20 protein-coding genes are annotated in these 21358 nt (G+C 60.7%); 5 read left to right on the forward strand and 15 right to left on the reverse strand.

The annotated features are described in order from the left end of the window. Positions 1 to 3 precede the first annotated feature (3 nt). Positions 4 to 639: a (2Fe-2S)-binding protein gene (locus BH95_RS20055; protein WP_037183729.1), complete on the reverse strand. Its 636-nt coding sequence runs from the start codon at positions 637 to 639 to the stop codon at positions 4 to 6. 291 nt (positions 640 to 930) lie between these two features. On the opposite strand from BH95_RS20055, the gene BH95_RS20060 reads away from it, so the two are divergent. After that, the gene (locus BH95_RS20060) at positions 931 to 2052 is read left to right on the forward strand and encodes an XdhC family protein (protein ID WP_052060102.1); all 1122 of its coding nucleotides are present in this window, start codon (positions 931 to 933) and stop codon (positions 2050 to 2052) included. A gap of 55 nt (positions 2053 to 2107) precedes the next feature. Here BH95_RS20060 and BH95_RS20065 read toward each other — a convergent pair whose 3' ends face one another. From BH95_RS20065 to BH95_RS20080, 4 genes are all read right to left on the reverse strand, one after another. After that, positions 2108 to 2389, reverse strand: coding sequence for a hypothetical protein (locus tag BH95_RS20065; RefSeq protein ID WP_052060103.1), 282 nt, complete (start codon positions 2387 to 2389; stop codon positions 2108 to 2110). Between the two features lie 16 nt (positions 2390 to 2405). Then, positions 2406 to 3743 carry a TRAP transporter large permease subunit gene (locus BH95_RS20070; RefSeq protein WP_037183731.1) on the reverse strand — a complete coding sequence of 446 codons (1338 nt, stop codon included), beginning with the start codon at positions 3741 to 3743 and terminating at the stop codon, positions 2406 to 2408. Then, positions 3740 to 5275, reverse strand: coding sequence for an MmgE/PrpD family protein (locus BH95_RS20075; RefSeq protein ID WP_208601187.1), 1536 nt, complete (start codon positions 5273 to 5275; stop codon positions 3740 to 3742). The genes BH95_RS20070 and BH95_RS20075 overlap by 4 nt, the downstream gene beginning before the upstream one ends. Before the next feature lie 161 nt (positions 5276 to 5436). Next, positions 5437 to 6330, reverse strand: a complete 894-nt coding sequence (locus BH95_RS20080) for a LysR family transcriptional regulator (protein ID WP_037183733.1) — start codon at positions 6328 to 6330, stop codon at positions 5437 to 5439. 158 nt (positions 6331 to 6488) lie between these two features. Between BH95_RS20080 and BH95_RS20085 the strand changes: the two genes are divergently transcribed. Next, a complete protein-coding gene (locus BH95_RS20085; protein WP_371828335.1) occupies positions 6489 to 7607 on the forward strand; it encodes a tartrate dehydrogenase in 1119 nt (372 codons plus the stop codon). Between the two features lie 225 nt (positions 7608 to 7832). Beyond that, positions 7833 to 9332, forward strand: a complete 1500-nt coding sequence (locus tag BH95_RS20090) for an aldehyde dehydrogenase family protein (RefSeq protein ID WP_080738054.1) — start codon at positions 7833 to 7835, stop codon at positions 9330 to 9332. A gap of 85 nt (positions 9333 to 9417) precedes the next feature. On the opposite strand, the gene BH95_RS20095 is transcribed toward BH95_RS20090, so the two are convergent. Next, positions 9418 to 10812, reverse strand: coding sequence for an MFS transporter (locus BH95_RS20095; RefSeq protein ID WP_037183741.1), 1395 nt, complete (start codon positions 10810 to 10812; stop codon positions 9418 to 9420). Then, positions 10809 to 11267, reverse strand: coding sequence for a MarR family winged helix-turn-helix transcriptional regulator (locus BH95_RS20100; RefSeq protein WP_037183742.1), 459 nt, complete (start codon positions 11265 to 11267; stop codon positions 10809 to 10811). The genes BH95_RS20095 and BH95_RS20100 overlap by 4 nt, the downstream gene beginning before the upstream one ends. Before the next feature lie 283 nt (positions 11268 to 11550). Between BH95_RS20100 and BH95_RS20105 the strand changes: the two genes are divergently transcribed. Then, positions 11551 to 12327: an IclR family transcriptional regulator gene (locus BH95_RS20105; protein WP_167336911.1), complete on the forward strand. Its 777-nt coding sequence runs from the start codon at positions 11551 to 11553 to the stop codon at positions 12325 to 12327. Positions 12328 to 12416: 89 nt separating this feature from the next. Here BH95_RS20105 and BH95_RS20110 read toward each other — a convergent pair whose 3' ends face one another. The 8 genes from BH95_RS20110 to BH95_RS20145 form a co-directional block, all read right to left on the reverse strand. Then, the gene (locus BH95_RS20110; protein ID WP_037183743.1) at positions 12417 to 13184 is read right to left on the reverse strand and encodes an SDR family oxidoreductase; all 768 of its coding nucleotides are present in this window, start codon (positions 13182 to 13184) and stop codon (positions 12417 to 12419) included. A gap of 54 nt (positions 13185 to 13238) precedes the next feature. Further along, entirely contained in the window at positions 13239 to 14675 is a 1437-nt protein-coding gene (locus BH95_RS20115; RefSeq protein WP_244165062.1) for a sugar porter family MFS transporter, read from the reverse strand. A 475-nt stretch (positions 14676 to 15150) separates the two neighbouring features. Next, positions 15151 to 15678 (reverse strand): cupin domain-containing protein, encoded by a 528-nt coding sequence (locus BH95_RS20120; protein WP_052060105.1) that lies wholly within the window; start codon positions 15676 to 15678, stop codon positions 15151 to 15153. Continuing rightward, positions 15678 to 16100, reverse strand: coding sequence for a nuclear transport factor 2 family protein (locus tag BH95_RS20125; RefSeq protein WP_037183744.1), 423 nt, complete (start codon positions 16098 to 16100; stop codon positions 15678 to 15680). Before BH95_RS20125 ends, BH95_RS20120 begins: the two co-directional genes overlap by 1 nt. 45 nt (positions 16101 to 16145) lie before the next feature. Next, positions 16146 to 17141, reverse strand: a complete 996-nt coding sequence (locus BH95_RS20130; protein WP_037183746.1) for a ketopantoate reductase family protein — start codon at positions 17139 to 17141, stop codon at positions 16146 to 16148. A gap of 17 nt (positions 17142 to 17158) precedes the next feature. Beyond that, positions 17159 to 17875 carry an HpcH/HpaI aldolase family protein gene (locus BH95_RS20135; protein ID WP_208601188.1) on the reverse strand — a complete coding sequence of 239 codons (717 nt, stop codon included), beginning with the start codon at positions 17873 to 17875 and terminating at the stop codon, positions 17159 to 17161. A gap of 107 nt (positions 17876 to 17982) precedes the next feature. Further along, positions 17983 to 19437, reverse strand: a complete 1455-nt coding sequence (locus tag BH95_RS20140) for an aldehyde dehydrogenase family protein (RefSeq protein WP_037183749.1) — start codon at positions 19435 to 19437, stop codon at positions 17983 to 17985. 39 nt (positions 19438 to 19476) lie between these two features. Continuing rightward, entirely contained in the window at positions 19477 to 20298 is an 822-nt protein-coding gene (locus tag BH95_RS20145) for an SDR family NAD(P)-dependent oxidoreductase (protein WP_037183750.1), read from the reverse strand. Between the two features lie 148 nt (positions 20299 to 20446). Here BH95_RS20145 and BH95_RS20150 point away from each other — a divergent pair, with 148 nt between their 5' ends. Further along, positions 20447 to 21286 (forward strand): hypothetical protein, encoded by an 840-nt coding sequence (locus BH95_RS20150; RefSeq protein ID WP_037185304.1) that lies wholly within the window; start codon positions 20447 to 20449, stop codon positions 21284 to 21286. The last annotated feature ends 72 nt before the right edge of the window (positions 21287 to 21358 follow it).

The following is a 21358-nucleotide window of genomic DNA, read 5'->3' on the forward strand; positions in this document are numbered from 1 at the left end:
GATTCACGCACCTCCCTGTTCCGCCACGCGGGAGATGGCGGTGACGATGTTGGTGTAGGCACCGCATCGACAGATGTTGCCGCTCATCGATTCTCGAATCTCTTCGGGAGAGCCGGCGTGACCTTCGCGGATACAGCCGATTCCCGAGAGGATCTGGCCGGAGGTGCAAAAGCCGCACTGGAAGCCGTCTTCGTCGATGAATGCTTGCTGTAGCGGATGCAATTGGCCATTTGTTTCGAGGCCTTCGATGGTTGTGATGTCTGATCCGTTCGCTTGGACGGCAAGCGTCAGGCAGGACAACACCCGCTGACCGTCCGACAGGACGGTGCAGGCACCGCACGCGCCCTGGTCGCAGCCCTTCTTCGTTCCGGTCAACTCCGTGTGCTCCCGCAACATGTCGAGCAGGGAAGTGCGATTGTCAACGGCAAGTTCACGTTCGGCTCCGTTCACCGTCAATCGCACCGGCGACGTTTCGGACGGGGTGACCGGTGTGGTTGATTCGTTGGAGCAACCGTTCAGCAAAGAAACGGCCGCTATTGCGCCACCTGCAGCGATAGAGGTACCGACAAACGTTCGGCGCGTCATGCTGTGTGGAACGCGAGCTTCTTGGGGCGAATCGGTGTCGTGCTGTGGGGCCATTGCACTCTCCTGGTCACTGTACGAACGTGAGGACGCGACTGTTGGCCCCATGGTTGCAGCGGATCGGTGAATCGGACAGGCACTGGTTAGGCACGTACTGGCAGGGAACCCCTCTGGCCGCAGGTTCGGTGGCAGGGGCCGTTACTGCGGCGTACCGTCGAGCGGAAGCCAGGTCGTCGCTATATCGTTCGCGTCTCGACACCGCGGCATCGGCGGATTTGATGTATGTAATCGCACGCGTTCTCGAATGCCGAGATCTCAATCGCGTCGCGATTCGGGAAAGGCTCTTGAATGTTCGAATTGCTCGATGACATCAGTATTCTCCTGGAGTCCTCTCCCGTCGCGTTGGCACGTGTCGTGGCAACTTCCGGAGCTGGCCCGCGTGCCGTCGGAGCCAGCATGGTCGTGACCGCTGACGGGGAGCCGTTGGGTTCGTTGTCGGCAGGTTGCGTCGAATCAGTTGTGATTCATACAGCGCTCGAGGTCATCACAACCGGGACGTCCGCGTGCGAGCTGTTCGGCTACTCCGACCCCGACGCACTCGAGGTCGGACTCCCGTGTGGGGGCGAGATCGAAGTGTTCATCGAGCGAATTGACCCCTCGGACAAACAGATGATCGATCGGTTGATCGCGGCCCGTGACCAGGATCGCCGGTTCGCCCTGGTGACGGTGCTCGACGACGAGCCGCGGCGTTTCGTGACGGGTGACCCGGAGGTGCCAGGAGGCAACCGGTCGACGTGCGCGTTTCACAACGGTGAGCTCAGCCTGCACGAGTCGGGATCGACCGGAATTGTCGAAGTATCGGGCGACGGTGCCCGCGCGTTCGTCCATACTTTCCTCCCTCCGCCGCGGATGGTCTTGGCCGGCGCGAACGATTTCGTCCGAGCATTGGGTGCATCTGCCACGCTGCTCGGGTACCGGGTGACCGTCGTCGACGCGAGGCCCGTCTTCGCGACGACCGAACGTTTCCCGAACGTGCACGAGGTAGTGAACGACTGGCCGCACCGATATCTGAAAGCCGAACACACTGCCGGCAGACTCGACGGTCGCACGGTGGTCTGTGTGATGACACACGACAGCAAGTTCGATGTCCCGATGTTGGTGGCCGCACTGGAGCTGGACGAGCTCGCCTTCGTGGGCGCGCTCGGTTCGCGGCGCACGCACTCCGAGCGGCTCGAAAGACTACGTGCTACGGGACTTTCCGAGCATGTGATCGCGCGTGTGAACTCACCCCTCGGACTCGATCTCGATGCGCGGTCCCCCGAGGAGACAGCCATCTCGATTCTGGCGCAGCTGATAGCTGACCGAAGCGGCGCATCGGGACAGCGGCTGCGCCAGTTGGACGGTCCCATACATCGACAGCACGGGGTTATCGGTGTCGACCGACGCCCGTCGACGAATGCGGTTGTCTAGCAGTAGAATTGCGTATTCGTCGGTAGGTGCCCGACCGCTGGTCGTCAGGACTCGTTCATTGCGGCGCGGACGATGCTCCACCCGGTGCCGCGTCATGAAAGCTGGAGTCGGTCGAAGAGTCCTCGGGATCATCGAGATACGACATGACGAATGCAAGCAACCCGGCTACTCCCGCGCTACCGAATACGTAAGGGCTCATCGAGGCAAAAGTCTGAGTAACGAATTCCCCTCTGCCGAGGATCAGTCCGACCGCCTGACAGAGGACGATCACCAGCCCCCCGACCAGAAAAACCACTGTGCTGAGGCGGAAGAGGGTCGAGACGACTGTGCGGAACATGTGGTGTCCTATCCATTCAGACGGGGAGAAGGCCGAGCGCGATCAGCACACCGATAGCGAGAATTGGAATGCAGTAGTACTTGAGCAGCGGCACAAATATTTTCGACGGATCGATTCTTGCGATTCCTGCCGCGATGTAGATCGGCGCGCCGGACGGTGGTGAAGCTCCCTCGGTGGACGCAAAGACCAGCACCGCGGCAGCTGCGATCGGTACAGGAACGCCCGCCCCGGCCAATGCTGCGACCGCCACCGGTCCGACGGTTGCTACGGTGGCCGACGCCGTCAAGGGGATTGCGATGACCACTATGATGATTCCGACCAGAATTGCCATCAGCCATTTCGGTGCGGCCAATGACTCGAGCATCGAGGTCAACTGCTCGGGAAGGCGCAATTGGCCAAGGACGGCGGACGCGGAGAACGCCGCGACGAGCGTCGTGCCGATGATTCCGAACTGGGGCGCGGATTCGCCGAGTATCTTCCACCAGCCTCTGCCGTCTCTGGGCAGGTGTCTACGTCCGAGAAAGAGGACGAGCAGAATCATCAGAACGGGGATCCAGGTGATGATGCTAATTGCTCTCGACATCACCAAGTCCGTGTATTGCCCCAGTGCGTTCGCGATCGGCCCCTGGGTGAGGAACAGGGGGACGAGCAGCGGAATCAGTAGAAGGCCCGAGGTCCACCCAGCGCGAAGACTGCGTCGGGCAGGAATTCGGTCCTCGACAGCGATCGGCTGCAGGCCGTTCCTGCGAATCAGATAGAAATTGAGTACAAGTCGGTAGACGAGACACCACACACCGGCGATGCCGAGAGGGACGATGATGTCGTCCGCGTCCATCATGCCACTGACTGTGGCAGATCCGACCAAGATGAACATGGTCGCACTGAATGGAAACGTCAAACCCATGCCTGCTGAACCGGCTACGACGGTGGCAGACAATTCTCCGCTGACGCCGGAACGCTTCATCCATGGAACAGTCACCGATCCCACGACCGCGGCCATTGATGCGCCGACATGGGCGACCGCACCGAAAATCGCCCCAGCCAGCGTCGTGGTGTAAATCGGCCCTCCCTTCATTCGCCCGAGGAATGAGTTCAGAATATCGATGAGCCGATCGAGCACCGGTGTTTTCGCCAGAATGAAACTCATGAAAATGAACGCCAGCGCAGCAAAAGTAATTTCGGCCTGAATCGCGTCGACGAAGCCGCTCGCCATGTACCGTGGCGCATCTCGGCCGGCGAACGCGCCGACTACGATGAAGCCGACGAGCATCGCCTCGCCGATGTTTCGTTTGAGTACTGCATTCCACGCTACGATGGCGCCGATGAATGCCACGAGCGCCCAGATAGCGATCACGACCGCGCCTCGGATTCCGTCGAAGTCGACTGCGACGATGTCTCGTACTTCAGTGAAAAACGCTCGTCCACAGCAGGACTGAGATTTTCCATTACGACCGTTGCGTCGTCGAGCGACTCCAAGTTCTTGATCAAGTCCACGACCTTGACGATAACGTCGTCTGAATGCTTGGTAACGGCGACTGCCGCACAATCGCTGAATTTTTCGGCCAGGTCACTCCAAGAGAGCGGCGCATCATCGTTCCCTGGTACCCCGGTGCCGGTCTTCTCGTATCGCCGACCGTCCTGAGTGACGATCTCGACTCGCCCCGGAGGTAACTCGAGAGTCCAGTCCAGAGATGCATCACTTATCGGCACTATTTTCTGAGCAACGGCCAGGACGGATTTGTCCTTCAAAGATTCGCTGCTGAAGTGCGAGATCTTTACGGTCCCATGAACTGCGCCGACTGCGACGAGAAATGGGAGGCTGAACTTTGCGTCGACCAACGTCGTTGGGGTTCGGCGTGCTTCGAGCGGACGGCACATGAGATCGTGGTAGTCGCCGACGAATACGCGAATCTCGATGAGATCGTCCGCAGTCAATTCATTTTCTTTCAGTAGTTCGATGGTCGCGTGAATGTGACTGTGAGCGGTACCGACAGCCGGCCACTTCTTGTAGAGAGTTCCGCTACCTCGGTAATCGCTTCCCAGGCCCTCGAGAATTTGCGCGCGATCGTATACGCCGCCGAAGTATGTTTTCAGGAAGCCATATTCGCCCTCGAACAGGGTGTCGACGCCCGTGGTGCCTTTCTCGGCCAATAGAACGGCTGTCACTGCGCCTCGGGCAGAAAAGCCAGCATACATACCACGAAGGTCGCTTCCGGTTCCAGCCACTACCTCCATGACACCGCTCGATTGCATGCTTGCTATGCCGAGTGCATGGGCAAGCTGACTGGCGGAAAGGCCGAGCACGCGGCCCGCTGCCGCGGTGGCGGCGAACACCCCCACCACTGTCGACAGGTTCCAGTCCTTACGCCAACCGACGTTGCACCGAAGCCGGGCGAACAGGTCTTGACCCGTCGCGACCGCCGCGATGAGGTCTTTGCCGGTTACCCCGCCCTTGCGCTCTGCGACGGCGAAAACGGCAGGGATGATCGAACTGGAAGCATGCTGGCCCCAGGGAGTCTGATCGTCGTAGTCGAGGCAGTGCGCCAAGGCACCATTGGCGAATGCTGCAGCAATTGCCGGCAGCTTGCCTCCGAAAGCCATGAGGGACGCCTCAGGGGTACCACCACCCTCTCGGACCAGGTCGATAGCTGCGCGTACCGCCGGCTCGACGCCACTGGCTGCGAGAATTACTCCGAGAGTGTCCAAGATGCTTTTTTTGGCGGCTTCTATCGCCTCCGGTGACAGTGACTCGAACGCACTGTTGGCCGCTGCGTACGCCAGGTGATGTACCAGATCGTCGGTTTCGGTCGGCATTTGAAAAACCCCTATCGCGATTATCTCGAATGACAGCGTCCGGTTCCGGATACGCGTTGTCGCCTGTGTCACAATTCGAGTCGATCTATTAAGGGGCTAAGCAGCCTCGAATGTCCAATACGTTTTACCAATAGAAGTTATCGGTAGCGCCAATGTTCAAGTGCCGGGCGAGGTCGCGTTCCGACAGTGCCCACAATGGTCTGCGCGATGCGTTGAAGCATTCTCGGTAGTGCTCAATTGGGTACTTCGCCGGCGTATTTCTGGGCTTCGTCCATCAGCACTCTCGCCGGGGGAGTCATGTGTGTCAGTCGGCATACGGCGGCGACGTGCAGGTATGACTCCGGGACGATGCGGCGAACTCGCACACCTGCCTTCTCGGCCGACGCCGCCCAGGCAGAGGGAGTGACTGCGTGGCCGAAGCCGCTGAGCACCATGGGAAGGATAGACGTCCGGTGTGCGACTTCGGCAGCGATAGTGGCGGGGATCCCGCTGGCGAGAATGTCGTCCACCAGCGATCGCATCAGCGACCCCTGCTGTGAAGCTATCAACCTCAGCCCTGACAGCTCCGACCGCTGAATCTCGGGCCGGTCAGGTAGATCCGCGTCGGGGCTCGACAGCAGCAACAGAGGCTGGCTCTTGAACGTCACCACCCGCAGGTCCGGTGCCTGAACGGCCTGAGGTGAGCCGAGAATGCCGATCTCGCTGACGCCGGTGCGAACCGCTCGGAGGACCTCTTCAGGTGTGAATGCGGCTTGGGCATTCACGGTTACTGCCGGAAACAGTCGACCGAACGCGGTGAGGATAGTGGTGAGGGGCTCTATTCCCGGTGACGGCATCGTAATCAGGTCGAGGCGTCCGCCCCGAAGTCCCTTCAAGCCATGGACAGCTGCTTCCGCGTCGTCCAGATCGCGCAACACCACTCGAGCCGGCCCCACCAAGGTTTCGCCGGCGTCGCTCAGTACGAGTCGCCGACCGATGCGATGGAACAGCGGCACTCCCAATTCGCGCTCCAGTCCAGCGATGGCCTGAGAAAGAGTGGGTTGGGCGATGAGTAACACCTCGGACGCGCGATTGATGCTTCCTTCATCGACGATAGCCAGGAAGTACTTGAGCTTTCGTGCATCCATTCGAACCTGCCTCCACGTTGTGCTGGTCGTGAGGTTCGATGCAGTCTAGCTGCGGTCGAACCTCTTCTATTGATTGATCCTATGAGCGGCATCGGAACTTGGTAATGGACGGGGGGTAGCTTGCGCAGTCTTAATTAGTGGGATCAAGCGTGATCTGTCTGACATCGGAGGTAGTAGTGGGCTCGCAGTCGACCACGTATCGGATCGCGTCGATCCCCGCCGACGGTGTCGGCGCAGAGGTGGTGGGCGCGGGCAGACGCGTATTGGATGCCGTGGCCGGACACTCCGGCGGTGCGTTCGCCTTTGAATGGGACGAGTTTCCCTGGGGTAGCGAATACTACGCGAAGACAGGCAAGATGATGGCCGACGACGGGCTCGAAATTCTGAGAACTTACGACGCCATCTACTTCGGTGCCGTGGGATGGGAGAACGTCCCGGACCACGTCAGTCTGTGGGGTCTGCGTCTGAACATCACACAAAACTTCGATCAGTGGGCAAATGTGCGACCGGTGAAGTTTCTGCCCGGAGTGCAATCCCCGTTACGCAAGGCCGACGACACAGAACTCGACTGGGTCGTCGTCAGAGAAAACAGTGAGGGCGAATACGCGGGCCTCGGTGGACGCAACCTCGGCGGACGCGGACCGGGCAACGAGGTGGCACTGCAGACGTCACTGTTTACCGACAAGGGCTGTGAGCGGATCATGCGCTTCGCGTTCGATCTGGCGCGCACTCGCACCGTTGCAAAAGTCTCCTCGGTTACCAAATCCAACGCCCAGCAGTACGGCATGGTGCTGTGGGACGAGGTCTTCCATCGGGTGGCAACGGACTATCCAGACGTTGCCACGGAGAGCGTTCTGGTCGATGCGATGAGCGCAAAATTCATCCTTCACCCAGAGGAACTGTCCGTCGTCGTCGCCTCGAACCTCAACGCCGACATCCTCTCCGACCTCGGATCTGCACTCGCCGGTAGCCTCGGCATCGCAGCGAGTGCCAACCTCAACCCCGAACGCCGCTATCCGAGCATGTTCGAACCCGTCCACGGATCGGCCCCCGATATCGCTGGCAAAGGCATCAGCAACCCCATCGGCGCGATCGCCAGCGCAGCCCTCATGCTCGATCACTTCGGACGCCACGCCGAGGCCAGGCAGGTCGAAGCCGCCATCGAAGCCACCACCGCGGGGGGAGTTCTCACCCGCGATATCGGCGGCACAGCAGACACCGAGGCCGTCACCGACGCCATCGTGAGCGCGCTGCGGGCCGCGCTCACCCCAGCGTGAACAGGTGCATCAGACCCCGGTCGGCTCGATATGACCTTGTCGAGCCGACCGGTTCCAATGAAAGTTTTATCCGAGCGTGGCGTAGTTCGCCCGAGGGGTACACCAGATGTGAAATCCTTGTACGCGAACCAGTTTCGGCTTATATATGTAGAGCGCACGTGTGAACCCGTCGGTTGATTCTCTGCCGATCGACGCGGTGTCGTAGATTCTTTCGAGAGGATGCAAGTGAGTACAGATCTCCAGAATTTCGCCCTGTTGGATGGTGCCCAGAACTTCTTGGCACGGGAGGTGCACCACCCTTTCGTCGACGGGCGCAGTGTGCCGGTTGATTCCGGGGAGACTTTGACGACCGTCAATCCGTCGACGGGCGAGATTCTCGCCCGGATAGGTGCAGGCGGTGAGTCCGACATCGACCGGGCGGTAGTCGCCGCCCGCCGCGCCTTCCACGGTCCGTGGAGCACCTGGTCTCCTTACGAACGTCAAGCTCTGCTGACGCGCGTCGCGCACATCATGGACGACCGTTTCGACGAGCTGATTCAGATCGAGGCGCTGGACATGGGTGCCCCGGTCACGAGGTTGCGTAACTCCAAGGCAGCCTTGATGAAGATGTTGTCGTTCTTTTCGACGCAAGCGGGAAACATCTCGGGTGAGACCTTGATGAATGGCATCCCTGGCGACATTGCCACAATGACGTTGAAAGCTCCGGTGGGTGTCATCGGAGGCATTATTCCGTGGAACGGTCCGCTGGGCGGTCAGTTCTGGATCGTCGGTGCGGTCTTGGCAAGTGGGTGTACCACCGTTCTGAAGCCCTCCGAGGATGCGTCGCTATCCGTTCTGAGGACAGCAGAAATACTGCACGAGGCGGGCGTTCCCGCCGGCGTCGTCAACGTGGTCACTGGCTTGGGCAAAGATGCAGGCAACGCGCTGGCCAGTCATCCTGACGTCGACCGAATTGCCTTCACCGGATCGACGCAGACCGGCCGCAGCATCATCAAAGCATCGACTGTGAACATCAAAGGCCTGCAGCTCGAACTCGGTGGGAAATCCGCCGACATCGTCTGTGCCGATGCAGATTTGGACAAAGCGGTACCGGGTGCCGCCATGGGTGTGTTCGCCAACTCCGGTCAGATCTGTTTCGCCGGAACGCGTGTGTTGGTTCAGCGGTCCATCGTCGATCAGTTCACCGAACGACTCCTGCAGTACATGGACGAGATCCGAGTCGGACACAGCCTCGACGACGCGGCCACCCTGGGCCCGATCATCTCGCAGCCTCAGTTGGACAAGGTCATGGCCTACACCGACATCGGTCGTGAGGAAGGAGCAGAACTGCTCCGTGGCGGCGAGCGATTGGGCGGCGATCTCGGCAGCGGCTACTTCATGGCACCGACCGTGTTCGGCGGTGTGTCGAACAGTATGCGTATCGCTCGCGAGGAGATCTTTGGACCGGTGCTCTCCATTCTACCGTTCGACGACGTGGACGAGGCCATTCGTATTGCCAACGACAGCGACTACGGGCTCGGCGGTGCAGTGTGGTCGCAAGGTCTGTCGACTGCCATGAAAGTGGTTCGTGGGGTGCACACCGGCACGATGTGGGTGAACTGTTACGGCTACATCGATCCCATGGTCGGTTTCGGCGGCACCAAGTTGAGCGGATACGGAGCCAAAGGCAACGCCGCCCATATGGACAACTACCTCTACACCAAGTGCGTCTACATGGAGCTATGACGACTCGCTGACCGCCCAAGCGGGCCCCTTCCGTCGATTCTGTTGCGTCACTGCGCAATCAACGGAGGGGGCCCGATTTTTGTACTCAACTCCGTGACGTCGCCGCTCGACGGTACGCGAGCAACCCCGCAAGTACGACTGCAGCGCAGACCATGATGAACACACCTGTACGGTGCAGGCCCGCGTCGTCGACAACCGGACCTGCAGTGATCTGGAGTACGACCACCGCAAGATTTGCTCCGACGAAGGCGATGGTGCGGTACATCCCGATAGCGGTGCCGACGTCGTCGACCGAGGTCGTGGCATTGATGAGGCTCTGATTTCCGATGTTGTGAAAGCCGTTGGGAATTCCGAGTACGGCGGCGACCAGAAGAAGCACGTACATCGGGGCGGTGCTGGACTCGACGGTGGCGATCAGAGTGCCGCCGACGAGCATCATCACCGTGCCGGCGAGAAGGGTGCGTCGCGCGCCGAACCGGCCGTATACGCGGGCTCCGAGGACCGTGGACAGGACGGTGACTCCGGCGACCGGCAGCATGGTCAGGCCGGTCTCGATGGGTGTCATTCCCCGAGACGCCTGCAGCCACTGTGGGATTCCGAAAAACACACAATAGAAGCACGTGTAGGTGATCAGCGCACCGCCCAGGGTCGCGGCCAGCGCACGGTTATGGGCGAGAGCGCGTACGTCGAAGAATGGTTGGTTCGTGCGACGCTCCCACACGACGAACAGCACGAACGCGACAGAGGAGACAGGGAGTATCCACCATCGGGCTGTGTGTGCGATCGACGCCAGGAACACCATCAACGACGCCACTGTGGTAACGAAGAACGCGATCCCTATTCCGTCCATGGCTCCGAGTGCCTCTCGCAGGGAGACCGTCGACCGACCCTCGTCTCCGACGTCGACCGATAACACTGCGATCGCGCTGATGGCCACGACGGGAAGGTTCACCCAGAGGATCGACTGCCAGCCGAACGTTCCGACCAGAAGCCCGCCGACTGTCGGGCCCAAAGCGGCAACGGACTGCCCGCACATCACGATGGTGGTGAGCGCAGTGCGGGTTTGCTGCCCGTGCAGTTCTCCGTACGCCCGGACCATGGTCATCGCGTTGGGCATATGCGCCGAGATCCCGACTCCTAGAACTACATACGACGCGATCAACGTTCCGATGTTCGGTGCGAAGGCACCACAGACGGAACCCGACGCCACGAAAGCCAAACCTGCCAAAAACACGCGACGTGCGCCGAGCATCGATCCCAAGCGACCCGCCATCGGCGCGCAGACGGCCGTTGTGATGTACATAGCCGAGATGACCCACGAGACATTGGCGCTCGGGCCGAACTGGGCAGCAATTCCAACGATGGCCACAGCGATCATGGACGAGTTGAGCGGTTGAAGCACGGTTCCGGTGGCTGCTGCTCCTCGCACGCTGAAGGGGACCGATGTTCGCGCCAGCCCTGTTTCGGTACTCCGCGTCATTTACGCACCGCCCGGTCCTCGACGCTGTCGCTGACGACAGGTGCGCTCGACAGACGGCGCAGCAGGGCTCCGGCGGCAAAGAGCACGTCGCGTTCCACAGCACTGCAATGCGTGTCGAGTGCGTTTGCCAGCCACTCGTCGCGCTTGCGACGATCGGCTCCGAGCTTGGCCTTGCCCTCGTGGGTGATCGAAATGATTTGCGCGCGACCGTCATCAGGGTCTTGAATGCGGGTCACCAGTCCGCGCTCTTCCAGTAGTGTGACCGTCCTGGCCACGGTCTGCGGTGTCACCCGCTCCACTTTGGCCAGTTCACGGGCGCTCATTGCACCGATGCGGTCGAGGTTCCCAAGGGTCTGAAGCTGGGTGGGTGTCAGTAGATGGCCGGCGACGTTCGCTCGAATAGCTCGGTTGAACAGCACGATGTCTTCTCGAAGTGCATCGACCCGATCGTCCACGCGATCCTCCTCATTAATAGCCAGCAATGCTTACGAATATACGCCTTTTAGTACGTTTTGGGGGGTACACTGGCGGATAAGTAGGCAGCATCACTGGCTAATCGGTCGTCGACCGGGCAGCCGTGCGGCGTTACACGCCATGACGGGCCGGAGCACTAGGATGAGCGGTACGCGGCGAACGACGGAAGAAACGGGTCGGACTCGAACGATGGCACAGTCTCATGCATCGAATGACGTCGATGACGTGGCGGAAAGCCCGGACACGGCTGGCAGTCTGGAAAAGATGCTTCACATCCTGCAATTGTTCAGTGAAGCTCAGCCGATGTGGTCCACTGCCGCGATTCTCGAGTACCTCGATACTTCTCGTTCGACGGGGTATCGGTACATCAAGACGCTGAACGATGCCGGGTTGATCGCCGCTGTGCGTAACGGGCAGTACACTCTCGGCCCCCGAATCATCGAGATGGATCGCCAGATTCGTGAGACCGATCCTCTTCTGCTGGCCAGTCGTGGTGTGCTGGAGGACTTGGTGGACAACATCGGCCACTCGGCGTTGTTGTGCCGACCGTTTGGTGACTCGGTCCTCTGTGTCGGTGAGTACCGAGCTCCGCTCAGTCCGGCCAATCGTTTTTCTCGCGGTGAACGGCGTCCGTTGTTTCAAGGAGCGGTGTCGAAAATAATACTGGCCTACCTTCCGCACCACCGCCTGAAGGCGTTGTACCCGCGTCAACGCGAGCAAATTCAGCAGGCGGGTCTGGGTGACTCGTGGACCGCCTTCCGTGCGACTTTGGGTGCATTCAAGAAAGACGGCTTCGTTGTCACAGTGGGGGAGTTCAACCCTGGGGTCTGCGGCGTCGCGGCACCGGTTCTCACTGGCCAGAAAACCGCGCTTGGAAGTGTGGGGGTGGCGTGGGATGTGAACGAGCGGCGCGATGTCGACGTGCGGCGGGCAGTGGCGGCTGTGAAGCTTGCAGCGTCGAAGATTTCGGACGGGGTAGCCGACATACAACGTCGAGCCGACGCCGCAGACGGGGCGGGGCCGGTCCCGACCTCCCTGTGATCGAAGCGTCCGAGTACGCAACGCAAATCGCCGCCAGACGATGTGCTCTCACACGGTCTGACGGCAATTTGTCGATACTGGAAGGTCGATCAGATTCCGACGGTCTGGCCTCCGTCGATCACCATTGCATGACCGGTCGCGAAGCTCCCGAGGTCTGACGACAGCCACAGAACCGCAGACGCGATCTCGGCGGCGGTTCCCATCCGTCCCACGGGTTCCTGGCCGATCACACGAGCCCTGCCTTCGGGAGTGCCGCCCGAGAACCTGTCCATCATGGGCGTCTCGATGATGCCAGGACAGATGGCATTGACCCGAATGCCCTGGTCAGCGTAATCGAGTGCCGCGGACTTGGTCAGTCCGATCAATCCGTGCTTGGCTGCGACGTATGCGGCCTGTCCTCGAATTCCGATGACACCTGCTCCCGAAGACGTGTTGACGATGGATCCACCACCGTTTTCGAGCATCGCGGGAATCTGGTACTTCATGCAGAGAAAAGCGCTTCGCAGATCGATGTCGATCAGCCGAGTCCACTCGTCTTCCTCGATGTCGACCAGCGGTGCGGCCGGCTGTTCGATGCCTGCGTTGTTGAATGCGACGTCGAGTCGTCCGAATTCCGCGACGGTCCGCTCGATGGCGCTACGAATGTCCGCCGAGGACGACACGTCGCAGCGCACGGCTACCGTTCGACCGCCGTGTTCGGCTGCAAGCCTGGCGGTTTCGCCATTTCCGGCGGTATCGATGTCGGCCAGAACCACGTCCGCACCCTCGCTCGCAAAGGCCAAGGCGGTTGCGCGGCCGATTCCGCTGCCGGCTCCCGTCACGAATACAGCTTTTCCGGCAAATCTGCGTTCAGTCATTTTCGGGCAATCGCCTTCTGTTGGGTGAGTGAGAAAGGTTTGCTGTGCGTCAGGCTACGAACTTGCTGCGGATGCGGTGCCGCGGGCTCGCATCTCGACTTCCACTTCTTCGAGGGTGCGCCCCTTGGTCTCGGGAATGAACCGAAACGCAAACAGTGCGGCGAGCACGTTCAGTACCATGAATCCGCCGAACACCACCACGGACCCGAACCGCTCCGCGAGGATTGGGAAGAGGAACGAAATGAGCGAGTTCGCAATCCAGAGCCCGCCCAAAGAGGCGCCCATGGCAAATCCGCGGATTGGTAGGGGGAACAGTTCGGACAGCACCAGGAAGCCTGTCGTTCCGAGGAAGGTCACCATGAAGCCGGTGACCGACAGCATGAACAGCAGGATCAGGTAGGAACGCACGGTGGTTTCGGGCAACATGTACGTAATCAAAAGACCGAAGTGCGACACCGCGACACCGACGAAGCCGAACAGCATCATCTTGCGCCGTCCCATAATGCCGAGAATCCACATTCCGATGATCGTGAAGAGGATCATCGCAATTCCCACTGTGACGGACGCGAGCAGAGCGGCGGATCTGGTCAGGCCGGACGTTTCGAGAACCGTCGGTGCGTAATACATCACGACGTTGATCCCTGTGGTCTGCTGAGCAACCGCCAGAACGATGCCGACCATGATCAAGCGTTTCATCCAGGGTTCGTTGCGAAGCACGGCCATGACCGACACTTTGCCCTGGACTTGGTCGTCTTCCACGATCGAGGAAATCTGCTTGTACTCGGCTTCGACCCGGTCTGCCATATGGGCGCGTCGGAGCACGTTCTTGGCTTCGTCCCATCTCTGCTTGCTCGCATACCAACGAGGGGTGTCGGGTAGCGCGAGCATGCCGAAGAACAAGGCGACGGCAGGAATCGCGGCAATGCCGATCATGTAGCGCCACACCACTGAGCTGTCGACCAGGTTGGCCAGCAACGCGTTGAGTACGAAGGCCAAGAACAGCCCGACGGTGATCATCAACTGATTCATCGTGACAATGCGGCCTCGCTGCGACGCAGGTGCCATTTCGGCGAGATAAAGCGGAACGACGACGGATGCGACTCCGACGGCGTAGCCCAAGGCAATTCGTCCTGCGACCAGAATTGCGACCGTCGGAGCGAGAGCGCAGACGATGGTGCTGACGATGAAGATGAAGCCAGCGATGACCAATGACTTTCTGCGTCCCAAGCGGTCTGCGATCGGACCGCCCAAGAGTGCACCTGCTGTCGCGCCGGGAAACAGCAGCGAGGTGACCACCAACCCTTCGCTGACGGCGGTGAGGTTGAAGTCGTCACGTAGATATACGAGTGCACCCGCGATGACGCCAGTGTCGAGACCGAACAGCAACCCGCCGATACTGGCGATCAGCGTCAGCCGGAACAGAAACGTTCTGGGGTCTTCACGACTACCTTGATCGGTCGCGACCCGCGTGGAGTCCAACTTGTCGGACACAGAAATTCTCCTTCGTGATGAACGGCCTGTGCCGCGGAAGTTCGCATGTATCGGTCGATGCCCGGTCTTGCGGTCGGTCTTCGGCAACAGTGTGGGTGCAGCCGTGGTTGTCACGGCAGCGGCAAGTCCTACGGTGAAACGCGGGGCGCGAGCCCAGGGGCGGGCGGTAGTGGCCGCGCTGCTTGAGTGACACGCGTCGGTGGAGTGTTGACACTTGCTGCGATTACGCAAAGTGACGGCACTCACATCGTTGAAGATATCCTGCCATGTGGGAAATAGTCAACAGTTTGATTCGATCTGTTCAGCACTGTCGCCACGCGGAAGGTGAAGAAGCAAGATCTTGGGTGCCGAGTATCGACCCTGGATTCGATTGCTTCGGTCACGTTGACGGACAAAAGATTCCGGCCCCGCTCAGCGGAACCGGAATCTCGAGTCGGTTGAAGCTCGAGTCGGTTAGAGCTCGAGTCGGTATGAGTCAGCGAGTCGCGGCGATGTGCACAGCGGAGACCACGCAGAATTCGTCGGTCCGATTTCGCCACGCATGCTTGGTTCCACGTTGAATGATGGTGTCGCCCGGCCGCATGACTGTCTCGCCGGTGTCGAGGATGACGCACGCCTCACCCGAGATGACGGTGACGATGTCGATGGTGTCCGTCGTATGCATGCCTGGAGGATCCGACGAGTCGACCGCGTCGCCTGCGCCGGATTCCGACAGGATTCGCGCGTAGCCGCCTTCGTAATCCCACTCGTTGTCGGGGGCGAAAGCGGTGATGACGTAGTTGTAGCCCGCCGGCGGGGGCGGAATTATGGCGGCACTCGGAGGGCCGTTCGGAGCCGTGACCGGAGTCGGAACTTCGGTTCCCTGCCACAGGTGATTCCGGGTGTAGCCGTCGGCCACAAGGCGGTCTGTCGTTGGACCGTCACTCGTGATAGCTGATCGGCCTTTGTCGTCGAGGCCGGTGACGATGAGGCGAGACTGAAACTCGCGGTGTTCTCCGGTCATCAGTGAACCTTCCGTCCGCTGTCGAGTGTCGCCGATTCGCGCAGCAGTGCTTCGTCTACAGGTGCATTGTCAACGTAGATTTTCTGATCCACGAACTTTCCGTCGACGATGGTGATCTTCGAGGCGGCTTTGATTTCGACGACCTCGCCGCCGCGCAACGTCCAACGGCCGAGAGACTCGAAGAAGACGACACCGTTGTCTTCTTCCCAGACGTCGACGAGATCGTGTGCGAGTGATTCAACCCTGTCCAGCGCGGTGCTGAAGGCCGAGATGACCTTCTCGCGCCCGACGATCTCTGGGCTGTTGCCGAACGTCAGAGTCATGTTTTCTGCGTAGTACGTTGAGAATTGTCGAGGATCGTTGTTCTGCATGGCCGTGTAGTACTCGGTGAGCAGAGTGATCGTGTCGGGCGTTGCGCGCATAGGTGCGATCTCCGTAATTGACAGTGGTGGGTGTGGGTCGACGGTTCACGCCGAGTCGCGATAGAGGCCCGCAGCACGTGCTCGTTGAATGACCAGTTCGATCACGAAAGACAACGTCGGTGTCGGGACGTCAGCCAGTGCGGCCAGCTCGAGAGGGACTCGAAACAGAGCGTCGATCTCCATCGGCCGGCCGGCCTGTAGATCCTGAACGACGCTCTGCAGATGAGTCGATGCCGATTGCTTACGTAGAACGTCTCCGGGATCGGCCGGTTCGCATCCCAGCGCTCGTGCGATGGCACCGTTTTCTGTCACCATCGTCAACGCGGTCGCTGCCACAGGTGGTTTGTCGAGAACGTCCTTCATGACGGAGCTGCTCAGCACGCCCAGCGCGCCACCGATTAGGTTCATCGACAGTTTTGCCCAGACGGCGTCGCGGATCGTCGAGGTGGTTGTTGCTTCGAGCCCGCTCGAGTCGAAGAGCGACGCAACGGCCTCCAAGCGACTGTCGACTCGACCGTCAGGCCTGCCGAGTATCAGCCTGTTGCGTGGATTTACGGCGGCGATTTCGCCTGGTGCGACGACGGTTCCCGCGGTGTACGCAACGGCACCCACCGACCGGTCGGGACCGATGAGCGAGAACAGGGAGAGATTGGGATCGAGTCGTCGTAAATCGGTACCGTCCAGAGGTCCACCGTGGGAGTGGAAGTACCACCATGGAATTCCGTTCGAGACGAACACGACGAGGCTGTCGTCGTGCAGCAGCGACGCGATGTCCGCGGCGATGGACGGCAGCGTGGGGGCCTTGACCGTGACGAAGACGATGTCCTGTGGCTCGAGATCGCCCGGTCTATCGGTGGCGGACGGGTGTGAGTGCAACTCCCCATCGTGGGTTCGCACCCGGAGGCCGCGTTCGCGTACCGCTGCGAGATGTGGGCCGCGCGCGATGACCGAGACCTCAGGTCCGCTCCCGCCTGCAGCAAGGCGGCCTGCGAGGTGTCCGCCGACGGCTCCGGCTCCGTAAATACATACTTTCGTGGGCATGTGACTGCTTTCCCGCGTCAGGAGAACTGCTGACGCTTCTGTGCGGCGGCACCGGCAAGGAACGAAATGTCGTTGCCGGTCGAGACGTAGCCGGCACCCATGTCCAGGTACTGACGGATCAAGTCCGGACGACCGCCCATTCCGCCGATTCCCACAGTCTTTCCACCGGCCTTGCATGCTGCGATGACTCGCAGGTACGCCTCGTGAATTTTCGGATGATCCACCTGCCCGGCGACACCCAGTTCGACGCTCAGATCGTTGGCTCCCACAAGCACCACGTCGACGCCGTCGACCGCCGCGATGTCCTCGGCTGCGTCCAGACCGGCCTGAGATTCGATCATGACGATGACCATCGACGCTTGGTCCAGCTCGCGTACGACTTGCTCGGCCGGCAGTGTTCGATAATGCAATTGGGGGGCAGCCCCGGCAAGGGAGCGCTCGCCGAGCGGGGCATGCTTGACCGCTCGAACAGCGGCCCGCGCCTCGTCGGCGGACGCAACACCCGGAACGACGATTCCCATTGCGCCAGAGTCCATCACGCGTGCTATGAGCGCCGGATCGAGGTCAGGAACGCGAACCAAAGGCGTGACACCCAGATGATTGCAGGCCATACATATCTGGCCTGCGTCCTGCAGTGAGAAGCTGCTGTGTTCGAGGTCGATGTAGACAGTGTCGAATCCCGCAGTATGCGCGATCGAGGCGATGTCGATCGTCCGTACGAGGCGGACCGTCATCGAGTAAACGGGTTCGCCTCGGGAAAGCTTCTCTTTCGCGAAATTGTGAAGTAAAACTGGGGTTTCGTCGCTCATGTGCTGTGGTCTCCTGTGTGATCTGGGTGTGTTCAGCCGAACAGGGCAGGCAAGTCGCTCGCCTCGTCCTCGAACCCGTAGACGGACTTGACTTCCAAATATTCTTCGAGGCCGAGCTTGCCCATCGAGCGGCCGATTCCGGATTGCTTGTAGCCACCCATCGGTGTGTGGGAGTCCGTTGCTGCGCCGTTCACGCTGATGCGCCCGGCGCGAATTCGGTTCGCCACTTTTCTGGCGTTCGCGAGGTCGCCGCCGAACACGTAGCCGCCGAGGCCGTACGGGGAGTCATTCGCGATGTTCACTGCTTCGTCTTCGTCGCGGTACGAAAGAACGGCCAGAACAGGTCCGAATACCTCCTCGCGGGCGATCGTCATCTTCGGTGTGACTCCGGTGAACACTGTTGGCTGCACGAAGTACCCGCGGTCGAGGCCCTTCGGCCGATCAGCGCCACCCGTTTCGAGAACCGCACCCTCGTCGATGGCGTTCCGAATCAGATTCTGGATCGATGTGAGCTGGCCGGCGCTGACGACAGGTCCCATCGTGGTCGAACTCTCCAGTGGATCGCCGATTCGGAATCGCCGCGCCTCATCGAGAAGGAAGGGGACCACCTTTTCGATTTGACTCTCGTGCACCAGCATTCGGCTGGGCGCGTGGCAGGATTGGCCGGTGTTGAGGAAGCACCTCTGAATGTTCCATCGCGCGGCCTTCTCGAGGTCAGCATCCGGAAGGACGATGTTCGCAGACTTGCCACCCAGTTCGAGGCATACCCGCTTGACGGTGCTCGTTGCCGCGGCTGCTCCCACGAGCTTGCCGGCACCGGTGGATCCGGTGAACGAGATCATGTCGACGTCGGGGTGATGGGACAACCGGTCACCCACCTCGCGACCGGTGCCACTCACCAGGTTGAATACTCCCGCTGGAACACCGGCCTCGTGGAGTACCTCGGCCAAGAGCACGCCGCTGGCAGCGGATTCGACGCTCGGTTTGGCGACTACGGTGCACCCGGCCGCCAAGGCGTAGATGAGTTTGATGGCTCCCGTTTGAACTGGCCAGTTCCACGGTGAGACCAACCCGCACACGCCGATCGGTTCGCGACGAACAATAGCTCCGCCGACCCTCGACTCGAACGGATAGTCGCGTAGGAGGTCGCGGGCAACCCTCATGTGATCGGCCGGTCCGGTGACCTGTGCACGGTTCGCGACCGGAATGCCCACCTCTCGCGCGATGAGCTCGGAGAAGTCGTCCAGACGTGACTCGTAGACGTCGATGATCCGATCCAACAGCGCGATTCGACTCTCGACGGAGCTTTCCGAGAAGGTTTCGAACGCACGGCGCGCGGCTGCAACCGCGAGATCTACGTCTGCGACGCCACCAAGGGCAACGGTGGCGAATGCTTCTTCGCGGGTGGGGTCGATCAGTTCGATCGTTTTGGGTGCGATGGGCTCGACCCATCGACCGTCGATATACAGGTGCGGGTACTGCCTCATGGATCGAGCCTTCCTCGGGTGTTTGTCAGGTCGGTTGGACTAGCTGCTGTGTGTGTAGCCCCCGTCGCACGCGATCGTCTGCCCTGTGACGAACGCGGACGCAGGAGTTGCCAGAAACAACATGATGCCGACGAGATCGGTGGGCACCATTCCGCGTGGAATGCATTGGAGCGACTGGGCGCGCTGGCGCACCTCGGCGGTGGGGTTGATGACTCGTTCGACCTCGGTGGCAACCGACCCCGGCCGAATGCAGTTGACGGTAATCCCGTGCGGGCCGAGCTCGCGCGCCAGCGAATTGGTCATACCGATCAGCGCGGACTTGGAGGTCACGTAGTGCAGATAGTTCACCGTGCCGCGGGTCACCGCGTCGGAGGAGATGTTGACGATACGACCGAAGCCCGCCTTGCGCATGTGGGCCGCTACTGCCCGGACGCACAGATATGTCCCGGTGATGTTGACCCGCAACACGTGTTCCCACTGTTCGACGGGGATTTCGTCGAAGGGCCCCTTCTCGATGGTTGCGAACACGGATGCGTTGTTGATGAGCACGTCGACACGGCCCCACTTGGAGACGACGGTATCGACCATGGCACCCACAGCTTGCTCGTCGGCGACATCTACCTTCACCGCCAAAGCGACGCCGCCTGCATTCTCGATCTCGCCGACAACTGCTTTTGCCCTGCCTTCGTCGAGATCGGCAACAACGGCGAGAGCCCCGGCTGCAGCGAACTGTCTTGCGACCTCACGGCCGATGCCTTGTCCAGCACCGGTCACGATCACCACGCGATCGTTGACGCTGAAGTCGCGCGCCGAAGCGGGGACTCCCGAATCCTGGGGGGCGTGTGTGAGCGCTGTGGTCATGTCGGTCCTTGTCGAAGTCTCGTTGTGTGGTGTCTGGGTCTTCAGCGAAATTGTGATCCGCATCTACTTAGTGGTGGACAATATCCCGAACTATGGGATATTGTCAATGAAGTTCGGAACGAACGCACAAGCAGCTAAGGAGCAGAACATGCGAGTGAGCAGGGCATCGGAGACCGGCGAGGAAGCCGTCGGCACAATGCGCGAGGGAAAGCTCGAACAGAAGCACCTTCTGTTCGGTGTGGACGGCTCGCCCAACAACTACGATCTGAACACCGGCTACACCGGTAGCGGTGGTTGGAGGACTCCGCGTCACCGACACGACTTCGATCAGATCCGCTACGTCGTCGAGGGCCGTCTGCCGTACTCGGAGACCGACTACCTGGAGCAGGGTTGGGTCGGCTACTTCCCCGAGAGCGTTCATTACGGACCCCAGGAACGTGAGGAAGGCTTGCGCACACTGGTTCTGCAGGCCGGTGGAGCCAGCGGCAACGGCTATCTCTCTGTAGCGCAGCGTGAAGCGACCAATGCCGAGTTGAACAAGAAGGGTGTGTTCAAGAAGGGTCTTTACCACTACACCGACGAAAACGGGGTAGAGCAGACCTTGGACGGTTCACAGGCGATCTTCGAGCACGCTACAGGCCGCAAACTGGAGTTTGCGACTCCGCGCTACACCGACGTGATAGCCATGAATCCAGAGGCATACGACTGGATCCAGCAGGGTGAATCGGGAGTGTGGGACAAGTGGCTCGGCAACTTCACCGAGCGCAACCTCCGCCTCGGGTTCGTCCGCCTCGACGCGGGTGCGACCTACGGGGCGGGACAGTTTTCGTCGATCGAGATTCTGTTCCAGCTCAACGGTAACGTGCTGGTCGGTGGCGAGAAGTACGGTGCCGAAACGGGTTACGAGTTCCTGGCCAACGAGGGGCCCGTGGCCATCGAAGCCGTCGAACCCACAGAGTTCTTTCGCGCTGTGCTGCACACGTTCTGAGCCTGCTACTGAACGATGGCGTGCCCTTGCCTTGACGTACGCCTACACGCGCCGCGTGCGCAAGAGTTGGAC

The organism is Rhodococcoides fascians A44A (assembly GCF_000760735.1).
GTDB lineage: Bacteria > Actinomycetota > Actinomycetes > Mycobacteriales > Mycobacteriaceae > Rhodococcoides > Rhodococcoides fascians_E.